Annotated in this window: 15 protein-coding genes and 3 pseudogenes; 4 read left to right on the plus strand and 14 right to left on the minus strand. The window is 41.5% G+C overall.

The window, feature by feature from the left end:
* Positions 1–55: 55 nt before the first annotated feature.
* From AC0WRU_RS24795 to AC0WRU_RS24805, 3 genes are all read right to left on the minus strand, one after another.
* A complete protein-coding gene (locus AC0WRU_RS24795) occupies positions 56–601 on the minus strand; it encodes a class I SAM-dependent methyltransferase (protein WP_476128716.1) in 546 nt (181 codons plus the stop codon).
* Between the two features lie 51 nt (positions 602–652).
* Positions 653–2,212 (minus strand): IS1182 family transposase, encoded by a 1,560-nt coding sequence (locus AC0WRU_RS24800; protein WP_476125033.1) that lies wholly within the window; start codon positions 2,210–2,212, stop codon positions 653–655.
* Between the two features lie 366 nt (positions 2,213–2,578).
* Positions 2,579–3,913, minus strand: coding sequence for an SMI1/KNR4 family protein (locus AC0WRU_RS24805; RefSeq protein ID WP_476126722.1), 1,335 nt, complete (start codon positions 3,911–3,913; stop codon positions 2,579–2,581).
* 171 nt (positions 3,914–4,084) lie between these two features.
* On the opposite strand from AC0WRU_RS24805, the gene AC0WRU_RS24810 reads away from it, so the two are divergent.
* Positions 4,085–4,324 carry a hypothetical protein gene (locus AC0WRU_RS24810; RefSeq protein ID WP_025683411.1) on the plus strand — a complete coding sequence of 80 codons (240 nt, stop codon included), beginning with the start codon at positions 4,085–4,087 and terminating at the stop codon, positions 4,322–4,324.
* A 46-nt stretch (positions 4,325–4,370) separates the two neighbouring features.
* Here the strand turns inward: AC0WRU_RS24810 and AC0WRU_RS24815 are convergent, their stop codons facing one another.
* From AC0WRU_RS24815 to AC0WRU_RS24830, 4 genes and pseudogenes are all read right to left on the minus strand, one after another.
* Positions 4,371–4,907 carry a hypothetical protein gene (locus AC0WRU_RS24815; RefSeq protein WP_476126723.1) on the minus strand — a complete coding sequence of 179 codons (537 nt, stop codon included), beginning with the start codon at positions 4,905–4,907 and terminating at the stop codon, positions 4,371–4,373.
* A gap of 206 nt (positions 4,908–5,113) precedes the next feature.
* Entirely contained in the window at positions 5,114–5,242 is a 129-nt protein-coding gene (locus tag AC0WRU_RS24820) for a winged helix-turn-helix transcriptional regulator (RefSeq protein WP_476126724.1), read from the minus strand.
* Positions 5,243–5,372: 130 nt separating this feature from the next.
* Positions 5,373–5,525, minus strand: a pseudogene (locus AC0WRU_RS24825) (S-layer homology domain-containing protein); the annotation flags it as partial.
* Positions 5,526–5,566: 41 nt separating this feature from the next.
* Complete coding sequence (locus tag AC0WRU_RS24830; RefSeq protein WP_476126725.1) at positions 5,567–6,463, minus strand: LysR family transcriptional regulator; 897 nt, start codon at positions 6,461–6,463, stop codon at positions 5,567–5,569.
* A 136-nt stretch (positions 6,464–6,599) separates the two neighbouring features.
* Between AC0WRU_RS24830 and AC0WRU_RS24835 the strand changes: the two genes are divergently transcribed.
* Together AC0WRU_RS24835 and AC0WRU_RS24840 are read left to right on the plus strand one after the other, a co-directional pair.
* Entirely contained in the window at positions 6,600–7,610 is a 1,011-nt protein-coding gene (locus AC0WRU_RS24835; RefSeq protein WP_476126726.1) for an alpha/beta fold hydrolase, read from the plus strand.
* Positions 7,611–7,632: 22 nt separating this feature from the next.
* Positions 7,633–8,817: an MFS transporter gene (locus AC0WRU_RS24840; RefSeq protein ID WP_476126727.1), complete on the plus strand. Its 1,185-nt coding sequence runs from the start codon at positions 7,633–7,635 to the stop codon at positions 8,815–8,817.
* Positions 8,818–9,176: 359 nt separating this feature from the next.
* Here the strand turns inward: AC0WRU_RS24840 and AC0WRU_RS24845 are convergent.
* Positions 9,177–9,637: pseudogene (locus tag AC0WRU_RS24845) on the minus strand (phage tail protein).
* Between the two features lie 364 nt (positions 9,638–10,001).
* Complete coding sequence (locus tag AC0WRU_RS24850) at positions 10,002–11,336, minus strand: SMI1/KNR4 family protein (RefSeq protein WP_476126728.1); 1,335 nt, start codon at positions 11,334–11,336, stop codon at positions 10,002–10,004.
* Positions 11,337–12,226: 890 nt separating this feature from the next.
* On the opposite strand from AC0WRU_RS24850, the gene AC0WRU_RS24855 reads away from it, so the two are divergent.
* Entirely contained in the window at positions 12,227–13,858 is a 1,632-nt protein-coding gene (locus tag AC0WRU_RS24855; protein WP_476126729.1) for a DUF2075 domain-containing protein, read from the plus strand.
* A 533-nt stretch (positions 13,859–14,391) separates the two neighbouring features.
* Here AC0WRU_RS24855 and AC0WRU_RS24860 read toward each other — a convergent pair.
* The 5 genes and pseudogenes from AC0WRU_RS24860 to AC0WRU_RS24880 all read right to left on the minus strand — a co-directional run bounded on the left by AC0WRU_RS24860 (position 14,392) and on the right by AC0WRU_RS24880 (position 20,917).
* Positions 14,392–15,066: a hypothetical protein gene (locus AC0WRU_RS24860; protein WP_476126730.1), complete on the minus strand. Its 675-nt coding sequence runs from the start codon at positions 15,064–15,066 to the stop codon at positions 14,392–14,394.
* Positions 15,063–16,019 (minus strand): IS30 family transposase, encoded by a 957-nt coding sequence (locus AC0WRU_RS24865; RefSeq protein WP_476126731.1) that lies wholly within the window; start codon positions 16,017–16,019, stop codon positions 15,063–15,065. Before AC0WRU_RS24865 ends, AC0WRU_RS24860 begins: the two co-directional genes overlap by 4 nt.
* A gap of 101 nt (positions 16,020–16,120) precedes the next feature.
* Positions 16,121–19,204, minus strand: coding sequence for a restriction endonuclease (locus tag AC0WRU_RS24870; protein WP_476126732.1), 3,084 nt, complete (start codon positions 19,202–19,204; stop codon positions 16,121–16,123).
* A gap of 221 nt (positions 19,205–19,425) precedes the next feature.
* Positions 19,426–19,905, minus strand: a complete 480-nt coding sequence (gene rlmH, locus AC0WRU_RS24875; RefSeq protein ID WP_452484607.1) for a 23S rRNA (pseudouridine(1915)-N(3))-methyltransferase RlmH — start codon at positions 19,903–19,905, stop codon at positions 19,426–19,428.
* Between the two features lie 161 nt (positions 19,906–20,066).
* A pseudogene (locus AC0WRU_RS24880) lies at positions 20,067–20,917 on the minus strand (DNA-binding protein).
* Between the last annotated feature and the right edge of the window lie 90 nt (positions 20,918–21,007).

Genomic DNA, 21,007 nt, shown 5'->3' on the forward strand with positions numbered 1-21,007 from the left:
ATATCGCTACTCAATAGTCTCAAATCTACTAACGGGATCATTTCTTCCTAAATGTTTATTTTTGAGAATCAAGAATAAACATAGATGCATCATGTCCCATGAATATTTTACTTCCGTTAAAAAAAGTTTTGGACTGAATATCTCTGTATCCTATTTTAGTCATAATGTCAGTCAGCTCTTCTTGACTAAATCCGTTATGAACTATATCTGAAACTACTTTTTCATTTTTATTAAAATCTACGATTAATAAATGTCCTCCTTCATTTAGAACATCAAATAATCTTGATAAAACGAATTCAACATCATGAATATGGAGTAGAACCTGAGCCATAAAAATATAGTCAGTATGCAAATCCGATAGACCTTCCTTTTCAAAATCAAAGCATAATGTATCTGCATTCTGAATATTAAAATCGAAAATTTTTTGCTTTATTTGATTAATCATGTTTTGTGAAGTATCCAGAAAAAGCATAGAATTAAAATCGTTTAACAAGTTCATTCCGACAAGACCCGTTCCGCACCCGAAATCAACAGCATTCTTACTATTAGCGTCAACTACATATTCACGAATGGGGCTGTCCCAAAAGCCCTTAAAAAGCATATCGAAAAAGAACAAAAACACCGATATGTTCAAAAGGGACGAAGCAGAGGTTTATCCTGCTTCGTCCCTTTTGCGTTTTTCCGTCATTGCGGCTTTTTTGAGCAGATTGTGGGCAAGGCAAAGCCACCCGACCTCCAGGCTTACTTTTTGCAAGCCGCGAAGCAGGAACCTTCGGAAACCCCGATTGTTTTTTATTTGTCCAAACACGCTCTCGGGCTCAGTCATGCGCCGAACGGAAAGGGTGTATCCTTCCTCGCTGCGCAGTCGTTCCCGCATGTCGTTTTTTTGCCGCATATAGGTCAGACTGACGGCAATCTCCCGGTTGCCCTTGGCTGTGGTGCATTTCGCTTTTAGGGGACAATCGCTACAATCTTCACTTCGATAATGGCGTGTCCGAATCGTGTAGCCGCTCTCCGTGACCGTCTGGCCTTCGTATCGAAAACGTAACATTTTTCCAGCCGCACAGGTCCATGTATCTTCCGTTTCGTTGTAGCTCCAGTTGTCCACTTTGCCTATCGCTTGCTTCCAGGCCCTGGTTTTCTCTTTGTGGTATGTCCCGTATTTGACGATCGCTTGGATGTTGTGCTCTTCGAAATAGCTGTAATTTTCTTCGCTTCCATACCCTGCATCGGCAATGACCATCTCTGGTCGTCTCCCGAGTGATTCTTCCAGATGTTCCAAATGGGGCTTCAAGCATTTCGTATCGGTAGGCCGCTGATGCACGCTGTAACCGAGCACAAACTGGTTTTCCGTGCCCATCTGCACATTGTATCCCGGCTTCAGTTGACCATTTCGCATGTGATCTTCCTTCATTCGCATGAACGTCGCGTCCAAATCGGTTTTGCTGTAGCTATTGCGCTCGCCCGCGGTTTCGATCTGATGCTCATACTTTTGGAGCCGCGGCAGCAAGTCCTTGCGTAACTGGCCCACGGCTTTCTTTAAGGTTTTGTTTTTCGGTTTTTCTTGCAAAGCTTCCTCCAGTTGTTGAACCGCGTTTTCCAGCTTTTCTGCCGTGAGCGAGGAAGCTTCGCCAAGCTCAGGAAGGTCTGTACCCGCGTGGAGCGCATCTTCTTCGCTTTCGGCCGCTTCGATGGTTTGGAACAGGGTATGTACTTTTTCTTGCAGCTTGGCCTGGTGCTTGACAACGGCCTTTTTCCAGACGAAGGTGTACCTGTTTGCATTCGCTTCAAACTTGGTTCCGTCCAGAAAGTAGTGTTCCAAGGACACGTATTGCTCCTGAACAAGCAGCTCCAGCACATGGGTAAACACGGTTTCCAGCACCTCTTTCATCCGCTCCGAACGGAAGCGGTTGATGGTACGGAAATCCGGTTGTTGCCGCGCAGCGAGCCACATGAACATGATATTTTCGCGGACGGCCTTGGCGATTTGACGGGAAGAGTAGATGCGCTGGGTGTAGGCGTAAATGATGATTTTGGTGAGCATTTTAGGATGATAACTATGACGGCCACCGCCAGGATACGCAGCGTTGAAAATGGAATCACTCAGGCGGTTGACTGCGTCGTTTACCACACGGACGATGTGGTTTTCGGGGATATCTGCCTCTAAATCCATTGGTAAGAAAAGTTGATCCATGGTATATTGAATGTACAAAGAAACCGTCTCCTTTCGAATGGTTGGGTGGTACCTCCATTTTACCAAGGAACGGTTTCTTTTTGTTTTACAATTTGGAGAAAAGGGCCGTCCCCAGCCAATTTTATGACTTTTGGGACAGCCCCTTTGCAATTTGAATTCTTTCAGAAGTGTCATATATATTAGCTATCATTTCAAACTTATCCGTATTTCCCATGATTTCCTCTCCAATCTGTATTAATAAAATCCTGAATACAACAATATAGAATGATATTCTATCGAAGCATTTGCGTTTACTCCACATTCTTATTCGGTTCGTGCTTATGGAAAACAAAATCTATGTATGAATGGAGGAGACAACCTTGGGCTGGTTCATGTACACCTTCCTCACGATTCGTTTTTGTCGAAATAATCAACTGGCAAATGCAATTCTCGCAAACAGCCGATAAACTTTTCTCTAAATTTCAGATCGCTTTTATATTCCGGCCATACCGCCTTATAGTAAGGCAGCAACTTCTCATGTGGAATAATGCCCCAGTATAAAATCGAGTTATTCAGCACCTGTGGGCCGCCCCCCATCAACATCTGTTCAATGATCTGCCAGCTTCCCAGCTTGTTTTCGCAACTGCGCGCGGCATAGATGGCAGTGGTTTGCATTTTAGGGTCGGCGTGACACAAGAAAGGCGCAAAGTTCTGGAGAGTAATCGCACCGTAATCTTCCAAGATATACCCTGCATAACGCAACGTTTCCGGGTCGTCAATCCTGTCAAGCCTTTGCAAGATCACCGGAATAAATTCCGTTAAATTCACAGTTTTACTGGAAGCATGTAGAATCTGTAAAGCTTGCAGAAAATCCTCATATCCATCCGATTGCAACAGCTCCAGAAGATATTTTCTACCCGCGTCAAAAGAAGTCTTGCAGATTAGCCAAATGGCTGTGGTCCGATTTTTTGGGCTTTGCTCCGCAATATTTTTCAAAAAACCAAGGGTTGGCTGAGAGATTTTCTTAAACTTGAACATTCCATCAAGCGCTTTTGCTTGGATTTCTTCGTTTGGAGCGCTCTGATAAATCTGGATCAGCGCATTCTCATCACCCGGCATTCGACTACCAAACCACCCGATATCATAATCCAGAATAATTTCATCCAACCAGCGCTCGTACCAGTCCAGAAAGCTGTCTTCATAGACAAAGAAAAAGGGATGATCGGGATGAAAATCGGAGGTGTACACAATTCTCCCCCTATGTTTCCCTTCAAGTACAAGATACATGTCGTATTCGCAGCCTTGGGTACCTATGCACAACATGCCGCCCAGCACCTTATTACAGGCGTCGTCGTATTCCTCACCGGGGATGTCCTCATCCTTGGTCAGGGGCTCCGTCAGATGGTTCCATTCCTCTTTGGTCATCTCGGGTTGCAGAACGGATTTTGCAAGGAGTGCCTGGCGCTCGGTGTAGGAAGTTGCCTTTTCAATTGAATAAATTCCATAATAGGGTCCGGCGCCTCCGTTGCCGACTTTCGTTAAAAACAGCGCGTAAGGCTCAGGAAGTGTGACCTGATTGTGGGCTTGCCAGTCCGCCAGCTCTTTTGCTGTAAGCTTCTCTTTAACCCTATATTGATGTGAGGATGCTCCAAACACCGAGAAAGCCGTGTCTTTGCGCATGGCTTGACTCAGTTTGTTTTTTATTCGATCCAGTTGCGTTTCTTTCTTCCCAAACCACATATTTGAACCCTCCTGTTGACTATAGCCAGGTTTCCTTTATTTGCTTATCCAGCAATTTCATTATTTTTTCTATGGGTTCTACCTCTTTAAAATGATATGTATCTTTAAGTAAGTTTTTACCAGTATACAACCGGTGCAGTAAATTATGAAAGACAGAAAAGGAGGACCTGCATGCACAGAGTGATCAAAATCAAATTTACGCTCTTTTACGGTGAAGCGCCTGAAGCAAAATGTTACGGGTACATGGAGTTGAATCAGGATGGCAATATGATCGCGCTCTACAATAGGTACGGTGAGGGAATAGACATGTATGGCCAACATGAATTTGTTAGGATACGGACACTTGGCAAATTTGATGACGAAGACCGTGATCATTTTTATTCCTTGTTAGAAAGTGATGGTGTGGGCTAGCCCCCTTTGACCACTTAAAAGGGGCTTAAAGTCCGCAGGTATACGATTATTCGTTATCCGGCGTGGCCGGACCGGCCGGGGGCATCAAGCCTTGAACGGCGCCGAGAAACGGGCGAATGGACTTGATCATGCCGTAGCCCATCTTCACGACCGGGACAAATTTCTGGATCATGCCGAACAGCCGCAGGCCGCCGCCGAGCATACCGCCAAGCCCTCCTGCGCCCGCAGTGGCGCCGCCAAGCCCGCTCAGGCCGCCAAACAGTGAGCCCATCATCGGCAGGAATGCAGACACCTTGGCGTCCGGCTTGCGGGAGCGCAAACGGCCAGACGGTTTACGCGCGCCGCTTCTCCGGTTGCCGAGACGGACGCCCGGGGCATGCGCACCAGCTCTGCGTTTGAGAGATCGGGAGGCTTGCTTCCCGGAAGAAGCGCGTGGGGGGACTCCGGCGCTGGCAAGTACCAACCCGCCGTAATTAACGTTGGTGATGTAGCCGACGTAAGTCTCTCCGCTGTGCAGGGTGACACAGACCGGACGGCCCTGAAGCTTCTTAGCCCGTGCGCGCATCTCATTCGATTGTGCCATGGAAGTTCACCTCGCTCACTGATTATAATTCAGTTTACGGCAGGGGCGGGCTGCCTGCTTGTGCGAATGGGGCATGCGCACGCCCAAAATCGCTTAATGGGCTCGCCGTCACCGGGGCATTAGTCTGCTCCAAACGTTGGAAGCAAAACTAACCGTGCCGTTAGTTCGACTGGTTGTTTTGTTCTTTTTCACATTCATGCAACACTTCAAAATATCGAACTCAGTGTCATTCCATATTCCGTGATCTTATAACAGACTTTAGGCGGTATTTCTGAATATACCGTCCGTTCAACGAGACTGTCAGTAACCAATTCTTTCAACGCTTCTGACAGCACCTTATCCAGACGTGCAATGCAATATTCTCCCTATCTTCATGCTTTTTAGACATAAGTGCGACGAAACACTCTGTCGACATCTTAGCCGCATACAAAATAGCATATACCGTTTGACCAGTACCTGCCGAATTCAAGCGACTCTATTCTTATATTCTAAATCTAGCGAATGATCAAGACTGGCATTCAGCATGCGTAGGATCATGAGTAACGATTCAGATATAGTCGCATTAGCGTTCGGTTTGAATAAACTGTCCGGCGTACCCTTTACGATCCCCATGTCGGATAAAGTATCATTCTAATTGCACACCTGTGCGCGAAATCTCTTTAGGTGTTATTTTTCAAAAATGTTTCTCTGGTCAAGCTCAAAAAGGCTTCGATTGCAGGCGAGATCCACTTCTCTTCATGCCAAAACATTTGGGTTGCAAACGATGTGGCGGTCAAATCCCACGGCAACGGAACCAGTTCTCCCCGATTCACTTCTCCTATCACGGCCATTTCAGGCAATATGGCAATGCCCATTCCTATTTTCGCACATTGTTTAATAGCCTCAGCACTGTTAAACTCCAATTCGGTAATTCCCCCCATGCCCTTCTGTGAAAGACTTCGATCAAAAAAAGTGCGATAGGAACATCCCTTCTCCGTCAACAAAAAGGTCTCGCCATGAAAATCTTCAATGGCCAATGCAGTATGTGCAGCCAAAGGATGATCTGGTGATACCAATAGATAAAAGGGCTCATCCAGCATTTTTTCACCGCAAAATCCTGTCTCGCCCTTGTCCTCATCCAGCATAAAAATAATGTCAGCGTCCCCTTCACGCAAGCTCTGTTTGAGGTTCGAATTAGCCAGCGGTCGAAACATTAACCGAATCCCTGGATAGCACAAACGAAACTGGCGCAATACAGCCGGCAGCCGGTACGTACACAACGTTTCATCGGCACTTATGATTACCGTACCCGTCAATTCGCCGGATTGCTTGACGGCATGCTGTGCTTCTTCAACCACACTCAATATGTTATCTGCATAGCGCAGGAACGTTCTCCCTGCATCGGTCAAAGTCACATTTTTACCCAATCTGTCCACCAACTTGACACCCAATTCTTCCTCTAAGGCCTTCATTTGCATCGTAACCGTTGAAGGGACATAGTTCTGCACTTCTGCAGCTCGGGTAAAGTTGAGTGTGGAAGCAAGCGTATAAAAGGTTTTTAATTGGCGCAATTCCATCGAGTTCCCGCTCCTTAAATCAAAAAAAATGAACGTTCTCTTCATAAACGTTTCTTTGACTTAACAATAGCAGCATCGTAGAGTGATGACAAGGAAGGCAGTCCATACTTTTAGCTATGAAAGGGAGTTTTTTTATATGAGAGATTATGAAATTTATGAACTAGGAGATGTTCTGCTGCAATCCGGTGACACTCTGCCAAATGCCATTCTCGCCTACAAAACATACGGCATGCTAAATGCAGCCAAAAATAATGTGATTGTATATCCCACCTGGTTTGCCGGCCTGCATACTGATAACGAATGGTTAATCGGACCCGGCAAGGCACTGGACCCGGAAAAATATTTTATCATCGTCCCTAATATGCTGGGCAATGGACTCTCCTCCTCACCAAGCAATACGCCATCGCCCTATCAACAAGCAAATTTTCCACTTATCTCCATTTATGATAATGTGCTGCTGCAGCATCAACTGGTGAATCAAAAGTTCGGGATTACAGAAATCGCCCTCGTTGTAGGTTGGTCGCTAGGTGCTGTGCAGACCTTTCAGTGGGGGGCAAGCTATCCCGATATGGTACAACGAATCGCGCCATTCGGCGGGACTGCCCTGACCCGGCCACATACCAAGGTTGTATTTGAAGGAATGATCGCTGCCCTTCAGGCTGATTCTGCCTGGAATAATGGCTTTTATACGCATAAACCCAAAACGGGATTGGCAGCCATGGGCCGAGTCTATGCAGCATGGGGGTTCTCTCAGGCTTATTATCTAGAGCAGCTATATCAGCAAGAGGGCTACCACACACTGGAGGAATATCTCGTCAATTACTGGGATCAAGTATTTTTGACCTTTGACGCTAATGACCTCATCACCATGTTACGTACCGGCATTACAGGTGACATTAGCGCTAATCCGATGTATAACGGGGATTTTGATCTTGCATTAAGCAGGATCACTGCACGGGCCTTGATTATGCCGGGAAGTACAGACCTTTTCTTCACTCCCCAGGATAGCAAAGTTGAAGCACAACATATGCCCAATGCAGTCTTCCTCCCGATTGAATCCAAGTGGGGGCATTGCGCAGGCATTGGACAGCATGAACCAGATTCCGTATTTATAGATAAAAGTCTAAAAAGTTTCTTGCTTGAATGAAACTGAGGAGGAGCGGATTAAATTGAAAAATAAATTGATTATATATGTCCTAGCACTTGCTGTTTTTCTAATTGGAACCATTGAATACATTATTACAGGAGTCATTGAAATGATCGCCATGGACTTGAGAGTATCTACTTCCGAAGCTGGTTTACTGGTGACTGTATTTGCTCTCGCAGCGGCCATTGTTGCTCCGATTCTGATTGCATTAACAATAAATATGGATCGCAAGAAGCTACTGATGGCTGCCCTCAGTGTGTTTATTACCAGCAACGGACTTATGCTTGCAAACCTTTCTTACGAAACATTACTATGGGTACGAATTATTCAAGGGGCTAGCGGAGGAATCGCTACCGTAGTAGCCATGGCAGTAGCGACACGACTCGTCGAAAAAGAAAGAAGGGGCAATGCCATCGGTATTATTTTGATGGGGCTCAGTAGTTCGTTAGTTCTGGGTGTTCCAGCTGGCACATTTTTTAGCGAGATGTTTGGATGGAGAGTTTTGTTTATTTTGATCGGTATAATAAGCGTTCTTCCATTGTTTATCATCTATAAAAAGGTTCCTACAATCAGAGAAGAAGAAGCTGTTACCCTCAGGATGCAGCTCTCTATTTTAAAAGATTCAAAAATTGTAACTGCCTTGGCTATTACTTTATTTTATATTGGTGGTTACTCTACGCTCTTTACTTATATTACACCTTTCTTGCAAGCCGCATCCTCTCTTTCCATAACCGAAATTAGCGGTGTTTTATTCCTAGCGGGAATTTGCAGCTTCATCGGATCCAAAGTGGGTGGACAATTGGCAGATACAAAGGGATCAAAATTCACAATTTGTATTGGACTCCTGTTACAAGGAGCAATGTTCCTTTTATTCACTCTAGCTGGTGTCAATATCATTGTATTAATCTTGGTTTTAATGATCTTTATGTTAGCAACCTGGAGCATTTCCCCTGCTCAGCAGCTATTTTTGGTCACTCTGGTACCTCGAAATCCAGACATTGCCCTGAGCGTAAATACTTCCTTCATCCAATTTGGTTTTGCGCTAGGATCTGGATTAGGCGGCCTTGTCATCAGTCGTACCTCTGTTCTGAATTTGAATTGGGTAGGTTTGGCTGCTGTAAGCGTTGCATTACTTCTTGCCATCTTGCTATTCAAAAAAATGAGCAGTGGGATTGGAACGTCTACTGTTACCAAAGAAGAATATTAAATAGCTCCCTCTTTCTACAATCCCAGCATTCAAATACAAGTCATTTTTTAACACACCGGGCACGCCATTCCCATATTCCGATGTACATAAAAGTACATCATTTGCCGCCTAAGCTGTGTCCGTAGCTCTCTTACCGAAGCAGGTCCTTCATCGAAATCGAGATCAGGGTTGAAATGCGGAAGATCGCCCAATCCTTTCCTTGGAAAAAAATTCGCCCTACTTGTGGTAAGGTTCTCCGTGCTGTTTGTAACGGCAAGATTTAGGACCATCATTTTGCGGGATGGTCCATTCTTTGATATCGCATCTTTTTTGCAAATAGAACAAGTGGATGGATTTCTCCAATTGCGCTTTTGCTTACTTTAATATTCTCCTTTAATTACAAAAAACGAACCCCGAATTGTTCCAGCTAGTTTTGACTTCTGCCTAGCAAACTTAAACTTCCCTTCTAGCTCCTTTGGTACCTCCATCCCCTCAGAAAGCTTAAAACCAACGGCCCGCTTCTTAGTGTCGTCAACCGTATACATGACGTTGACCTCAAGACCATCCTCATAAAAGACGTAAGCAAATTTAATATTTTCCACTTGAAAACGTGACGTTTCTAAAGGTTTGGCCGCAAACTCAATATCACGCTCTTTCAGAACTCGGTTCCATAATCAAGGGTCTCCTGACTTTCACTAGCTGACACAACCGTAAATTCATGCTTGTATTTGTTCATAAAGTAACGGGCTTCATTAGCACACAAACCAGCAAGCGCTTCTACTACAGGTGAAGACTCTAAACCAACCGTAGACACATTATTAAAATCAACGATATAGGACATTTCCATCTCTCCTTTTATCTCATTATTCCCATGCTGCTATTTATGTTACGGTTCTGCGCTCACAACTTACTGGTACACATAAATCGTCACCGATCCAAAGGAATATTCTCTCCAACTTCTTTCTGTCTGTGGAAACATGGACAGACTTTATTACAGATCAAATCAATACTTTCTTTTCCTGATCGTGTGTACCATCACTTGTGATACGGTATGTTGAAAATACTGGCGGATGGGAAGCGAGGTAACTTCTCCGCCGTTATCACGTTGAAACCTTATTCGTTTACATTTTATGGATAATAATGTGCTGAAAAAGATACAAAACGACTCATCCGATGACGAGCGGGGTGGTTCATGTACACCTTCCTCACGATTCGTCTTTGTCGAAATAATCATCTGGCAAATGCAGTTCTCGCAAACAACCGATAAATTTTTCTCTGAATTTCGGATTGCTTTTATATTCCGGCCATACCGCCTTATAGTAAGGTAGCAACTTCTCATGTGGAATAATGCCCCAGTATAAAATCGAGTTATTCAGAACCTGCGGGCTGCCCCCCATCAACATCTGTTCAATGATCTGCCAGCTTCCCAGCTTGTTTTCGCAACTGCGCGCGGCGTAGATGGCAGTGGTTTGCATGTTCAGGTCGGCATGACACAAGAAAGGCGCAAAGTTCTGGAGAGTAATCGCACCGTAATCTTCCAAGATATACCCTGCATAACGCAACGTTTCCGGGTCGTAAATCCTGTCAAGCCTTTGCAAGATCACTGGAATAAATTCCGTTAAATTCACAGTTTTACTGGAGGCATGCAGAATCTGTAAAGCTTGCAGAAAACCCTCATGCTCATCCGATTGCAACAGCTCCAGAAGATATTTTCTACCCACGTCAAAAGAAGTTTTGCAGATTAACCAAATGGCTGTGGTCCGGTTTTTTGGGCTTTGCTCCGCAATATTTTTCAAAAAACCAAGGGTTGGCTGAGAAACTTTCTTAAACTTGAACATTCCATCAAGCGCTTTTGCTTGGATTTCTTCGTTTGGAGCGCTCTGATAAATCTGGATCAGCGCATTCTCATCACCTGGCATTCGACTGCCAAACCACCCGATATCATAATCCAGAATAATTTCATCCAGCCAGCGCTCGTACCAGTCCAGAAAGCTGTCTTCATAGACAAAGAAAAAGGGATGATCGGGATGAAAATCGGAGGTGTACACAATTCTCCCCCTGTGTTTCCCTTCAAGTACGAGATACATGTCGTATTCGCAGCCTTGTGTGCCTATGCACAACATGCCACCCAACACCTTATTACAGGTGTCGTCGTATTCCTCATCGGGGATGTCCTCATCCTTGGTCAGGGGCTCAATCAGATGGTTCCATTCCTCTTTGATCATCCCGGGATGCAGAACGGATTTTGCAAGGAGTGCCTGGCGCTCGGTATAGGAAGCTGCCTTTTCAATCGGATAAATTCCATAATAGGGTCCGGCGTCTCCGTTGCCGACTTTCGTTAAAAACTGCGCGTAAGGCTCAGGAAGTGTGACCTGATTTTGGGCTTGCCAGTCCGCCAGCTCTTTTGCTGTAAGCTTCTCTTTAACCCTATATTGATGTGAGGATGCTCCAAACACCGAGAAATCCGCGTCTTTGCGCATGGCTTGATTCAGTTTGTTTTTTATTCGATCCAGTTGCGTTTCTTTCTTCCCAAACCACATATTTGAACCCTCCTGTTGACTATAGCCAGGTTTCCTCTATTTGCTTATCCAGCAATTTCAACATTTTTTCTATGGTTTTTACCTCTTTAGAATTATATGTTTCCTCTATTTGCTTATCCAGCAATTTCAACATTTTTTCTATGGTTTTTACCTCTTTAGAATTATATGTATCTTTAAGTAGGTTTTCACCAGTATACAACCGGTGCAGCAAACAGCTTTCTTTGTTCATCCGTAACGTTTAGTTGAGCGCATTGAAACCAATTTTTCATTGTATCTTCTCTTAAGGTCACCACTGAACCACCTTAGAGTACCACACAAAAAATGCATATGAAAGGAATCCATATGGGTCGTAAAATAGTAGTCTTCATTTTGAATAAGTCTCGGGTTTCCGCCTACTTTGATCAAGAAAGGCTAATCCATGGATTTTTCGTCATGGCTTAGTTCCCCGTCTGAAATTGTATGCTTTATAAGACCTGGGTTAGTAAACATATCCTTGACGCTTTCAGTTGAAATGGGATGCTCAATCATCTTGATCGAGCAATTAGGATAAATGTTGTTTTCCAAATACTCCTCATAGTCCTCAGGGATGAAGATCGAAATCATGCTCTCCGGTTTAAAGAGATGGACGAGGATCAAGTAAAAAACATATTTTTGGTTACCTTCGTGGATGAGGTCTGATTGATCATCAAAGAATTCAGGTGCATTCCCGCCGATCCAGCCTGCACTATGTTCGTTCGATAGGGCCGATCCCGCATAATAAAGAATACAATCTGTTCTCTCAACTAAAATATTCAGTCAAACTATTTAAGAGCTTCACATCTTACAGAGAATCTAAATGTAGTATACTGTAGTAGTCTTTACTAATTTCCTAGATTCTACAGGTGGCTAACATGACTAATAAACTTATTTTTAAAAAAATAGGCTTTTCTTCACATGACGTACAACAAATAGAGGAAGATTTGCTAACCAACCATCCCATTATCTACATTCTTTATAATCAGCACTCGCTCCATGCTTATGTTGGCGAAACGGTTCAATTTAAACGGCGCTTAAAAAAGCATTTGGGTAATCCCCAGCGCAAGGGCCTTAAGCAAACCATACTTATTGGACATAAGCGATTCCACCAGTCTGCGACCTATAATATTGAGACTAATTTAATTAACTATTTGATCGCAGAAAATCGATACAGGCTTCAGAATGTCAGCCAGACGGTAAAAAGTGAGGTACACAATTACTATCGAAAGCATTACTACAATGAAGGTGTTTTCACAGAAATATGGGAAAAACTCAGAGATGAAGAAATTGTAAAAGAACCTCTTGAAAAATTAAAGAATAGAGATACCTATAAGCTCTCGCCCTTTAAAGAATTATCCGATCAGCAGTTTGAGATTAAGAATCAAATCCTTAATTTCTGCAAGAAAAATATTCAAAAAACGGAGTCGCAAGTATTAATTATTGAAGGTGAAGCAGGAACCGGAAAAAGCGTGCTAATAAGTTCTCTGTTCAATACTATTCAGGACTATGCCAATGACAGTGACACTATTCTGTACGGTACAAATAATTACTTATTAGTGAACCATAGCGAGATGCTAAAGACTTATCATAGTCTGGCTAAAAGCCTTCCCAATATTAAAAAGAACAAAGTTATGAAGCCCACAACATTCATTAATGATCAAAAAATAACGTCAGCTAATATTGTCTTAGTAGACGAAGCCCATTTGCTTTTAACTAAGGAAGATCGATATAACAACTTCAAAGGAAATAATCATCTCGAGGAAATTATTAAGAAAAGCAAAGTAACGATCGTCATTTTTGACCCGAAGCAGGTTCTAAGAATTAAAAGCTACTGGAACAACAAAATGTTAAAAGAAATTACTGAAAAGTATCATCCTAAAACCTTTCGTTTAGAAGATCAGTTCCGAATGTGTGCCGATCCTGAGTTTGTTAAATGGATTAACAAATTTGTATCGAAGGAGCTGATTAACGTGCCACACGTAAGTCAAAATACATATGACTTACAGATTTTCAGCAATGCTCTTGAAATGAAGAAAGCGATTGAGGATAAAAACAAAAAGTTTGGCTTGTCCCGACTAGTTGCGACCTTTGATTATGAACACAAAAAGGACGGACAGATATACTACGTTGAGACAGACGGATTGAAAATGCCTTGGAATATTCCAGTTAGCGGCACGACCTGGGCGGAGAAAGAGGATACGATTCATGAAGTAGGTTCTATCTATACCATCCAAGGCTTTGATTTAAATTATGTAGGTGTCATACTAGGTCCTTCAGTCGGGTATGATGAACATACGGACCAAATCCTTATTGATACAACTAAATATAAGGATGTCGGCGCCTTTAACTCACGAAGTGATCTCTCTGCGCAGGAAATACAACAAGCTAAACAAGATATCATTTTAAATTCAATTAATGTGTTGATGAAGCGCGGTATCCATGGACTCTATATTTACGCTACAGACCCTAAACTAAGAAAGAAGCTATTGTCTTTGGTTAAAAGGTAAGGAATCGATACACCAAGCATAAGCGGTGGTCTCATGAAAGGCCGCCGCTTATGCTATTGCCTCGCATCTTGCTTAGTTCCTTTATTTCTTCTACTTGCCCTCCGGGTAATTCAAGTTGTGGGTAAAATTGGATATTTCGGGCCTCAGGAAAGTTATTGAATAACTTTTCGGATCCTATCTGAACTCACTGAGTTAAGAGAAGGGGGCAATTCTTCGGCATAAACTATTCAAAGTGTTTTGGCTGCTATGATCCTTTACTTCTACCTGTAAATAGCTAGGTTTACAAGCTCACATAACCTGTAACCCTTTATTATCCCAAACATATTTAAACACCTTATCTGCAGGCTTAAATTACACCCTATTTATGATACGGTGAACCGTATCATAAATAGGGTGTAATCGCCAAAGATCACCTAACAGGTACCCTTTGTTTTTGAGATAGTGATTCAATAATATATGAGTGAAACTTTAAGGTTCAATCGCCAGTTTACGGAAGAAGTCATTGATCTTGATCTTTAATAAACTCTTGCATACTAGAAAATCGCACCGTTTTTCTTCAAGGCATTAACTTTAGAAGGTGTCAACCCTGAGGAGTTTATAAATTCACACCCACTTAGATCATCAAGATGCAAATATCTATTTAATAATTGTAATGAACATATATCTACAGCCAATAATTCCCTCATAGTTAATATATATATAATAGTCCCATAATAATTGAATTTCATTTCTTCAACAAAGTAATTATAATCATCGTCATCCTCCTCTGCTATTGTACTGTTCTCACTTATAACACTCTTAATTTTAAACTTAGTGTATAATTCTTTAGTGCTGTAGTTATAAATAAAGATCTCACCTTTTACCGAAACAGCAATAAATTCACCACTTCCGTTAATCGTAAGATGTCTGCAATCTTCTAGGCTAATCTCGAATATTTTTTCTTGTGATTGGGTTTCAAATATTCTAATCGACTTTTCATCACTAACTGCGAACTGATCTAAATTTGGATGAAAAGCAGCATAAAATTCAACTAAATCATTTTCCTCTTTTGATAGTTTTTCAAAAAATACCTTCTCATTAGTGTGAAGATTCCACAAAATAAACTCATCAAATCCAGAACTAAGAAGAAAATTCTCCGAATGATTGATAGATAACCGGTCAGCATTATAAAAGCATTCTAAAGCTTTTATTTCTTGACGGATTGTCAAGCCAAGTGCGACAGTTCTTCTGAAAAGGATTCGTGAGCAGTCTTCCAGCCCAAACATTTTCGTGGTCTGTGGTTGATGAGATAGAGGGCATTCTCCAAATCTTCATCCGTGATATGAGCAAAATCCGTCCCTTTGGGAAAGAACTCTCGCAGCAAGCCATTGGCATTCTCATTTGAGCCCCGCTGCCAGGACGAGTAAGGATCAGCAAAGTAGACCTGAACGCCATGCGTAGCTTCCAGGCTGAGATAACAAGCAAACTCCTTGCCTCGGTCAGCGGTAGCGGTCTGGAAGGCTCCGGTAGGGTACTGAGAAGCGGCTACGCCAAAGGCAATCTCCATCGATAGCGCCGTGCGGTCAGGCATCTTGATCGCGGTATACAGACGCGTTTTGCGTTCAATGAACGTGGCTACGCAGCCCTTACTTTTTCCACGGCCCGAGACGACGGTATCCAGTTCCCAATGGCCGAACGTTTCCCGAGAACGGACGTCTTTAGGGCGTTTTGAAATGGGTTTACCTACGGTAAACTTGCCACGGGTTTCTGCTGGCTTCTGTCGCTTGCCTTGGTGCCGAAGTACGGTTAGCGCCCCTCTCACCAAAAGGCCTGCATACAGCCAGCGATAAATGGTTTTGAAACACACCACACGCTGTCCTTCCTGACGCAACCGCTCTACGATCTGCTCTGGAGACCAGGTCGCCTGAAGCTTCTCTTCGATGACCGCCGCCTGCTTAGCAGTCCACTTCCCGGCAGGAATCGAGGCCTTACGTCGCTGGTGGTAGCTCTCTTGAGAGCGCTCGGCATGATACGCCTTTTGCTCGTCATGGCGGTGGAGTTCGCGACTAATGGTCGCATGGTGCCTGCCCAGTTCCTTGGCAATCGCTCTTGCACTTTTCCCCTGCTGATGCAGGATTTCTAGCTTGCTTCGTTCGATTATGCTAAGATGTGTGTAGCTCATGGTGGATTCTCCTTTGTAGAAGGTGGTGTGGTAACTTCATTCTACACGAATCCGGCCATGGGCCCTTTTTTATTTATTTCCAGCAGGTGTCGCACTTCATATTACAATCCGTCTTCTTTATTACTATTAAGATCATACAAGTAAATGTAAGAGTTATTACATCCAGCATATAGAATATTGGATCTTTTGGAAAACAAAAACTTACCCGTCCACAAATTACTGGTCTCACTTGCATTGGAATTAATATACGGCTCAATTTCTAAAGTTTTTAAAAGAGACAGGTTTTCAATCGAGCGAATTTTTATTTTTCCCCAACCTGAGTGTGCAATAATTCTTTTGTTTGTGCTGATACTAACATTCCACGCTGAATCATTTACTCTCTCTTTAACTTGAAAGGACTCAAGATCAAGAATCAATATGTGAACCGGAGAGCCTAAAACAACAGTTTTATTTACTTCGTCAATATCTAGATCATCGATTTGATAGCTATTAAATTTAAAATTTTTCAGATTTGCATTTCTAAAAGATGCACCAGCATAAATGTTTCTTTTTCTTTCAAATATGAAATTACCCAATTCAGCATTTTGCAAGTCACAATTGTCAAATAGTGTGTTTGTAAAAACTCCATAAGTACTTAAGAATTTCTTACCGATTTCAGGTTTATTCGGTCTATATTTTGGATTGCTTGGTATAGAGAAATTTCTTAATGATAAGTCTGACAAATCCTTATTAGAAAAATAATCATTTCTAAAGGATAATAGCAAAAGCACAATATTATTTGTTAAATAGTTAACTTCTTCAAATGGTTTTTTTCTACACTGATCTAGTAATTTCAAGAGTTTTAATTCAACTTCCTCATCATCCAATTTAATAATATCCATCATTAGATCTAGTATTGCCTTTGTCAGCGGAAGTTTACCAAATGATTGGATAATGTACAGAATGTCTTCTTGCTTAAAATGTCTTAACTTATACTTTTTTTTCATACCTTCAATTTTATTTCTATTAAAGTACGAAGACCATGTGTAATCTTCATTTACTGCTTCTTGGTCATTTATGTGAAGCCTCGCACATTCTGTAAAATCATCTGGTAGGATACCTAGTTCCGCTGCAAATTTATATGCAACAAAAAACTCCAGAAATGACTTATGAGCAGGTTTATAGTTACCATCTTCCTCATCTATTATCAAAATTGTCTGCCCTCTCAAATCGTATCTCCAGTAGTCAATTTCCTTGTCATCTAAATTAAATAGGCGGTTTATAACATTGGGGAATTCTTTATAGTTAATAGTCAGCTTATCGTTCGAAATCATCTCCCAAGATAATTCGCACAAAAAGTAGAGTTTGTCTGCTAAGGAAGTAAATGTCCTGACTTGCTTTATATCTCTCTCCATCTTACGTTGTGTCGCATACAAATAAATTCTAGCCATATCTACAGGTTTGTTATCTTCAATATCTTTTATTGCATCTATGATTAAATCAATCATTATAGGGCGAGCTAATAAATCCCTAATTTCCTCGTTATTTATTAACTTACTTACTGCCTCGGGATTAGTATGCAGAGACAAAATCTTTTGTATTTGTTCATCATTAAATTTTAACAACTGTAGTACCTCAAACTGGGGACTCTCACCTGTTAAAAATTTTGTTGATTCTTTTAATTCAGCATTTAGCAACGATCTCCCCTCTTTTATTTGGGGAAAATGTTCATTTCTACATGAGAGAACAACCTTTGAACTCCCGTTAATGACACTTGCAAGCTCCCAAAAATTATCTATCATTTTTTGTTTATTTACTTTATCTGCCATCTCATCAAATCCATCAAATATAAGAAGCAATTTACCCATTTTATTTAATTGCATGAATGCTGAAAATGCGCCTTTTACTTCAATTTTATGAAGTCGAAAGAAAAAATCGGAAATTAGTGTGTCGACTTTCATTGCTTTCGAATAATCCCTAAGATGAATTAATATTGGGATCCTTGGACGGGGAAAGTTTGTTTTCTTCGCTTCTTTATATTTCTTTATCATTTTCCATGTGTAATATAAACAAAACCATGATTTTCCAGTTCCAAATTCCCCAAGGATGGAAATATGTTCTTTTTGGTTATCTTGTTGCCAATAATCTATATATCTTTCTAAACCCCCATCTTCTTCATCGTAAATATTTTTTGCTTCAAAACGTTTAGTCCGTTCATCTATTTCCATCTTCTCACAGTACAGTGGTATGTAATTTTTCTCAATTTTTTTATTAGTTATCTCGGTCTCGATCCACTCAAAGTAATTAGATAAATCAATGGTTTCTTCAATTAGTTGATCAAAATTATAACAAATATAGCTACGAGACCCTGATGATTTTTCGGAATAATCTTTTGCTGCCTTAGTCACATTTGAAGTTGAAACCACCCACCCCTCATCACAATCATGATAATTTGTTAGATTTTCTACCTCTTTTACGTGTTGTACTTTAATTTGTGATGTTACACCATAAACTAGAACATCTATTGTCCTCCGTCTTTCAGGAATTTTTATCACAAAAACAAAAAAATTATCGTTTTCAATATTTAAACTATCAAAAGTGTAATCTAGAGCATGAAACCAATCTTTTAACTCAATATTGAATTTCTTTAGATTACTCAACTCTTTTATTACTGTCGAAGCAGTCTCTCCGTTTGATAGAAGTTTAACTACCTCATTTAACTCTGTTGGAATAGTCTCCTCCAAATATTCCTCAAAAAACCACTTTAATAAATTCACAACTGCAATCTTGGTGATATTTACATGACCGATACTTATGAAATCTTCTGCACTATTAGGGTCATGAGATGCAGGGTTCCCATGTGTTCTAACTGTTTCAAGATACGAAGCTACTCTATGCCTTGTACGTTTATTCGTAATAATAGTGGAATTTCTTGGATTTTCACATGTAACAATTTGAGACAATGTAGCTAGTTCTAATTCTTTAATTCTACTGGTTACTGAAGTTCCATCAGCTTTTTTCTTTCCTAAAATAATATCCGTCCCAAGGTGTTCGCCAAAGTGATTATATATAACTGCCTTACTTATTGCTTCTGCTGATTTCCTTGCGTTATTACAAACATCCTCAGCAACATTATCTGAGAAAGTTTGAGATGCTACTTTTATTAAATCTGATACTTTTTCTAATAGTTTCATATTTGTAGACATTCTATATATCCCCCTAATGACTTTTATATTTCAGTCCATCTCAGTTACAGGGTTAAAAACTTACATACTTTGTTTATGTTCTATTTCTGCTTTCAATTTCCTTCTTTTTCATATACTAAATATCTTTTGGTTGCTCGACATTAGTTACGTACCGTTTAACAACTAGACTTCTACAACGCAAAATTGCTTATTTAAAAATTTTACTCCATTAGATTTTCGCCCTACTTGTGATACGGTTCCCCTCGATTAATCTTCACCGCCCGATAAATTTGTTCCACCAGCACCAATCGCATTAGCTGATGTGGCAAAGTCATCCTTCCGAAGCTCAGCTTCTGCTGGGCGCGGCGAAGGACTTCGTCAGAGAGACCATGACTACCACCAATGACGAAGACAACATGGCTTGTACCGTAGGTGCCAAGCTTGTCCAATTCCTCCGCAAGCTCTTCCGAGCTCCAGAGTTTGCCGTCGATGGCAAGCACAATGACATGTGCTTCACTTTTCACATGAGCAAGGATGCGCTCTCCCTCTCGCTCCTTGACCTGTCGAACTTCCACTTCGCTCAGTGTGTCAGGAGCCTTTTCATCGGCTACTTCGATCATTTGAAACTTAATGTACGGGCCTAGCCGTTTAGCGTATTCCTGAATTCCCATGACCAAATACTTCTCTTTTAACTTGCCAACACCTATAAGTTGAATAAACAAATTCCATACCCCTATCTATGTCGAATGATAATGTAAAATCGTATTTACGATCCCTAACATGAAAAGATACCGTTAACATAGTTATTTTAGCACCTGAAACGTCTCTTACCTATCTATTTCCTCTCTGTTACGAGCCTATTCCCTGTTCAGATCATAGCGGATCATTCATTTACGCTCTTCACAATGAAATGCCTATCCGTTTCGTATTCATCAAGACACTGCATTAGCATCTTTCGATATTGGCTGATTTGTTCCGCTGTCGCAAACTCGCGCAGTGATTCGAACAATGCCGTACATCTTTTGAAATTACGATCGTTACCTGACTGGTTGGCTAGTTGCATCGCCTGCAAAGTAAGCCCCACTGCATCCTGTAATCTATCGTACTTCCGATAGTACAAAGCCAAATGATAGCAATAGCTATAATGGTAAGATATGTTCTCTGCGTCTTCATAACTCCCGAATTCATCAATCTGCTCTGCAAACGTATGTAAAATATCTGCCACATCCAAATGATAAATAAGCGCTGCCTGTAATATGGTATTCAGCCCCGGTAATATTTCCTCTAGATTATCCTGTAAAAAGGCTACATATTCCTCGATCAGCTCTATATTTCCAGACATAATATCTACTGCATATAAATTAGTCTTGGCTAAAAATCTGAATTCCTCAACAACCTGATTGTCTTCTTCCTTTAGATCCTCCATCCACCCAGCTCAGCATACTTATAGATGCACTCCCTTGCCTGCTCATATGCACCCTGGTTCTGGTGAGCCATTCCACACATCAGGTGACTGAGTCCAAAATAATATACCAGCGGGCGCTCTAACTTGACATCCGGAATGGGTAATTTCATTGCTTTATGATACTGCCGTTCTTCATAGATACGCTGTACACATTGGTACAAAATATCCGCCGTCTCCATCACCTTTTTCCAATTTTCAAAAGCCACAGCCATCTCTAACATTTCAACAATGATGTCAGGTTTGAGTGATTTTAGGATAGAAGTTCTCAAGAAAAGTCCCTCCTTACATTTCCATTTACAACCAATTGTATAGAAAACGAGAATGAAGGTCAATATAAAAAGTACTTAAAAGTACAGTTT

It is taken from the genome of Paenibacillus sp. 1-8 (assembly GCF_056316205.1).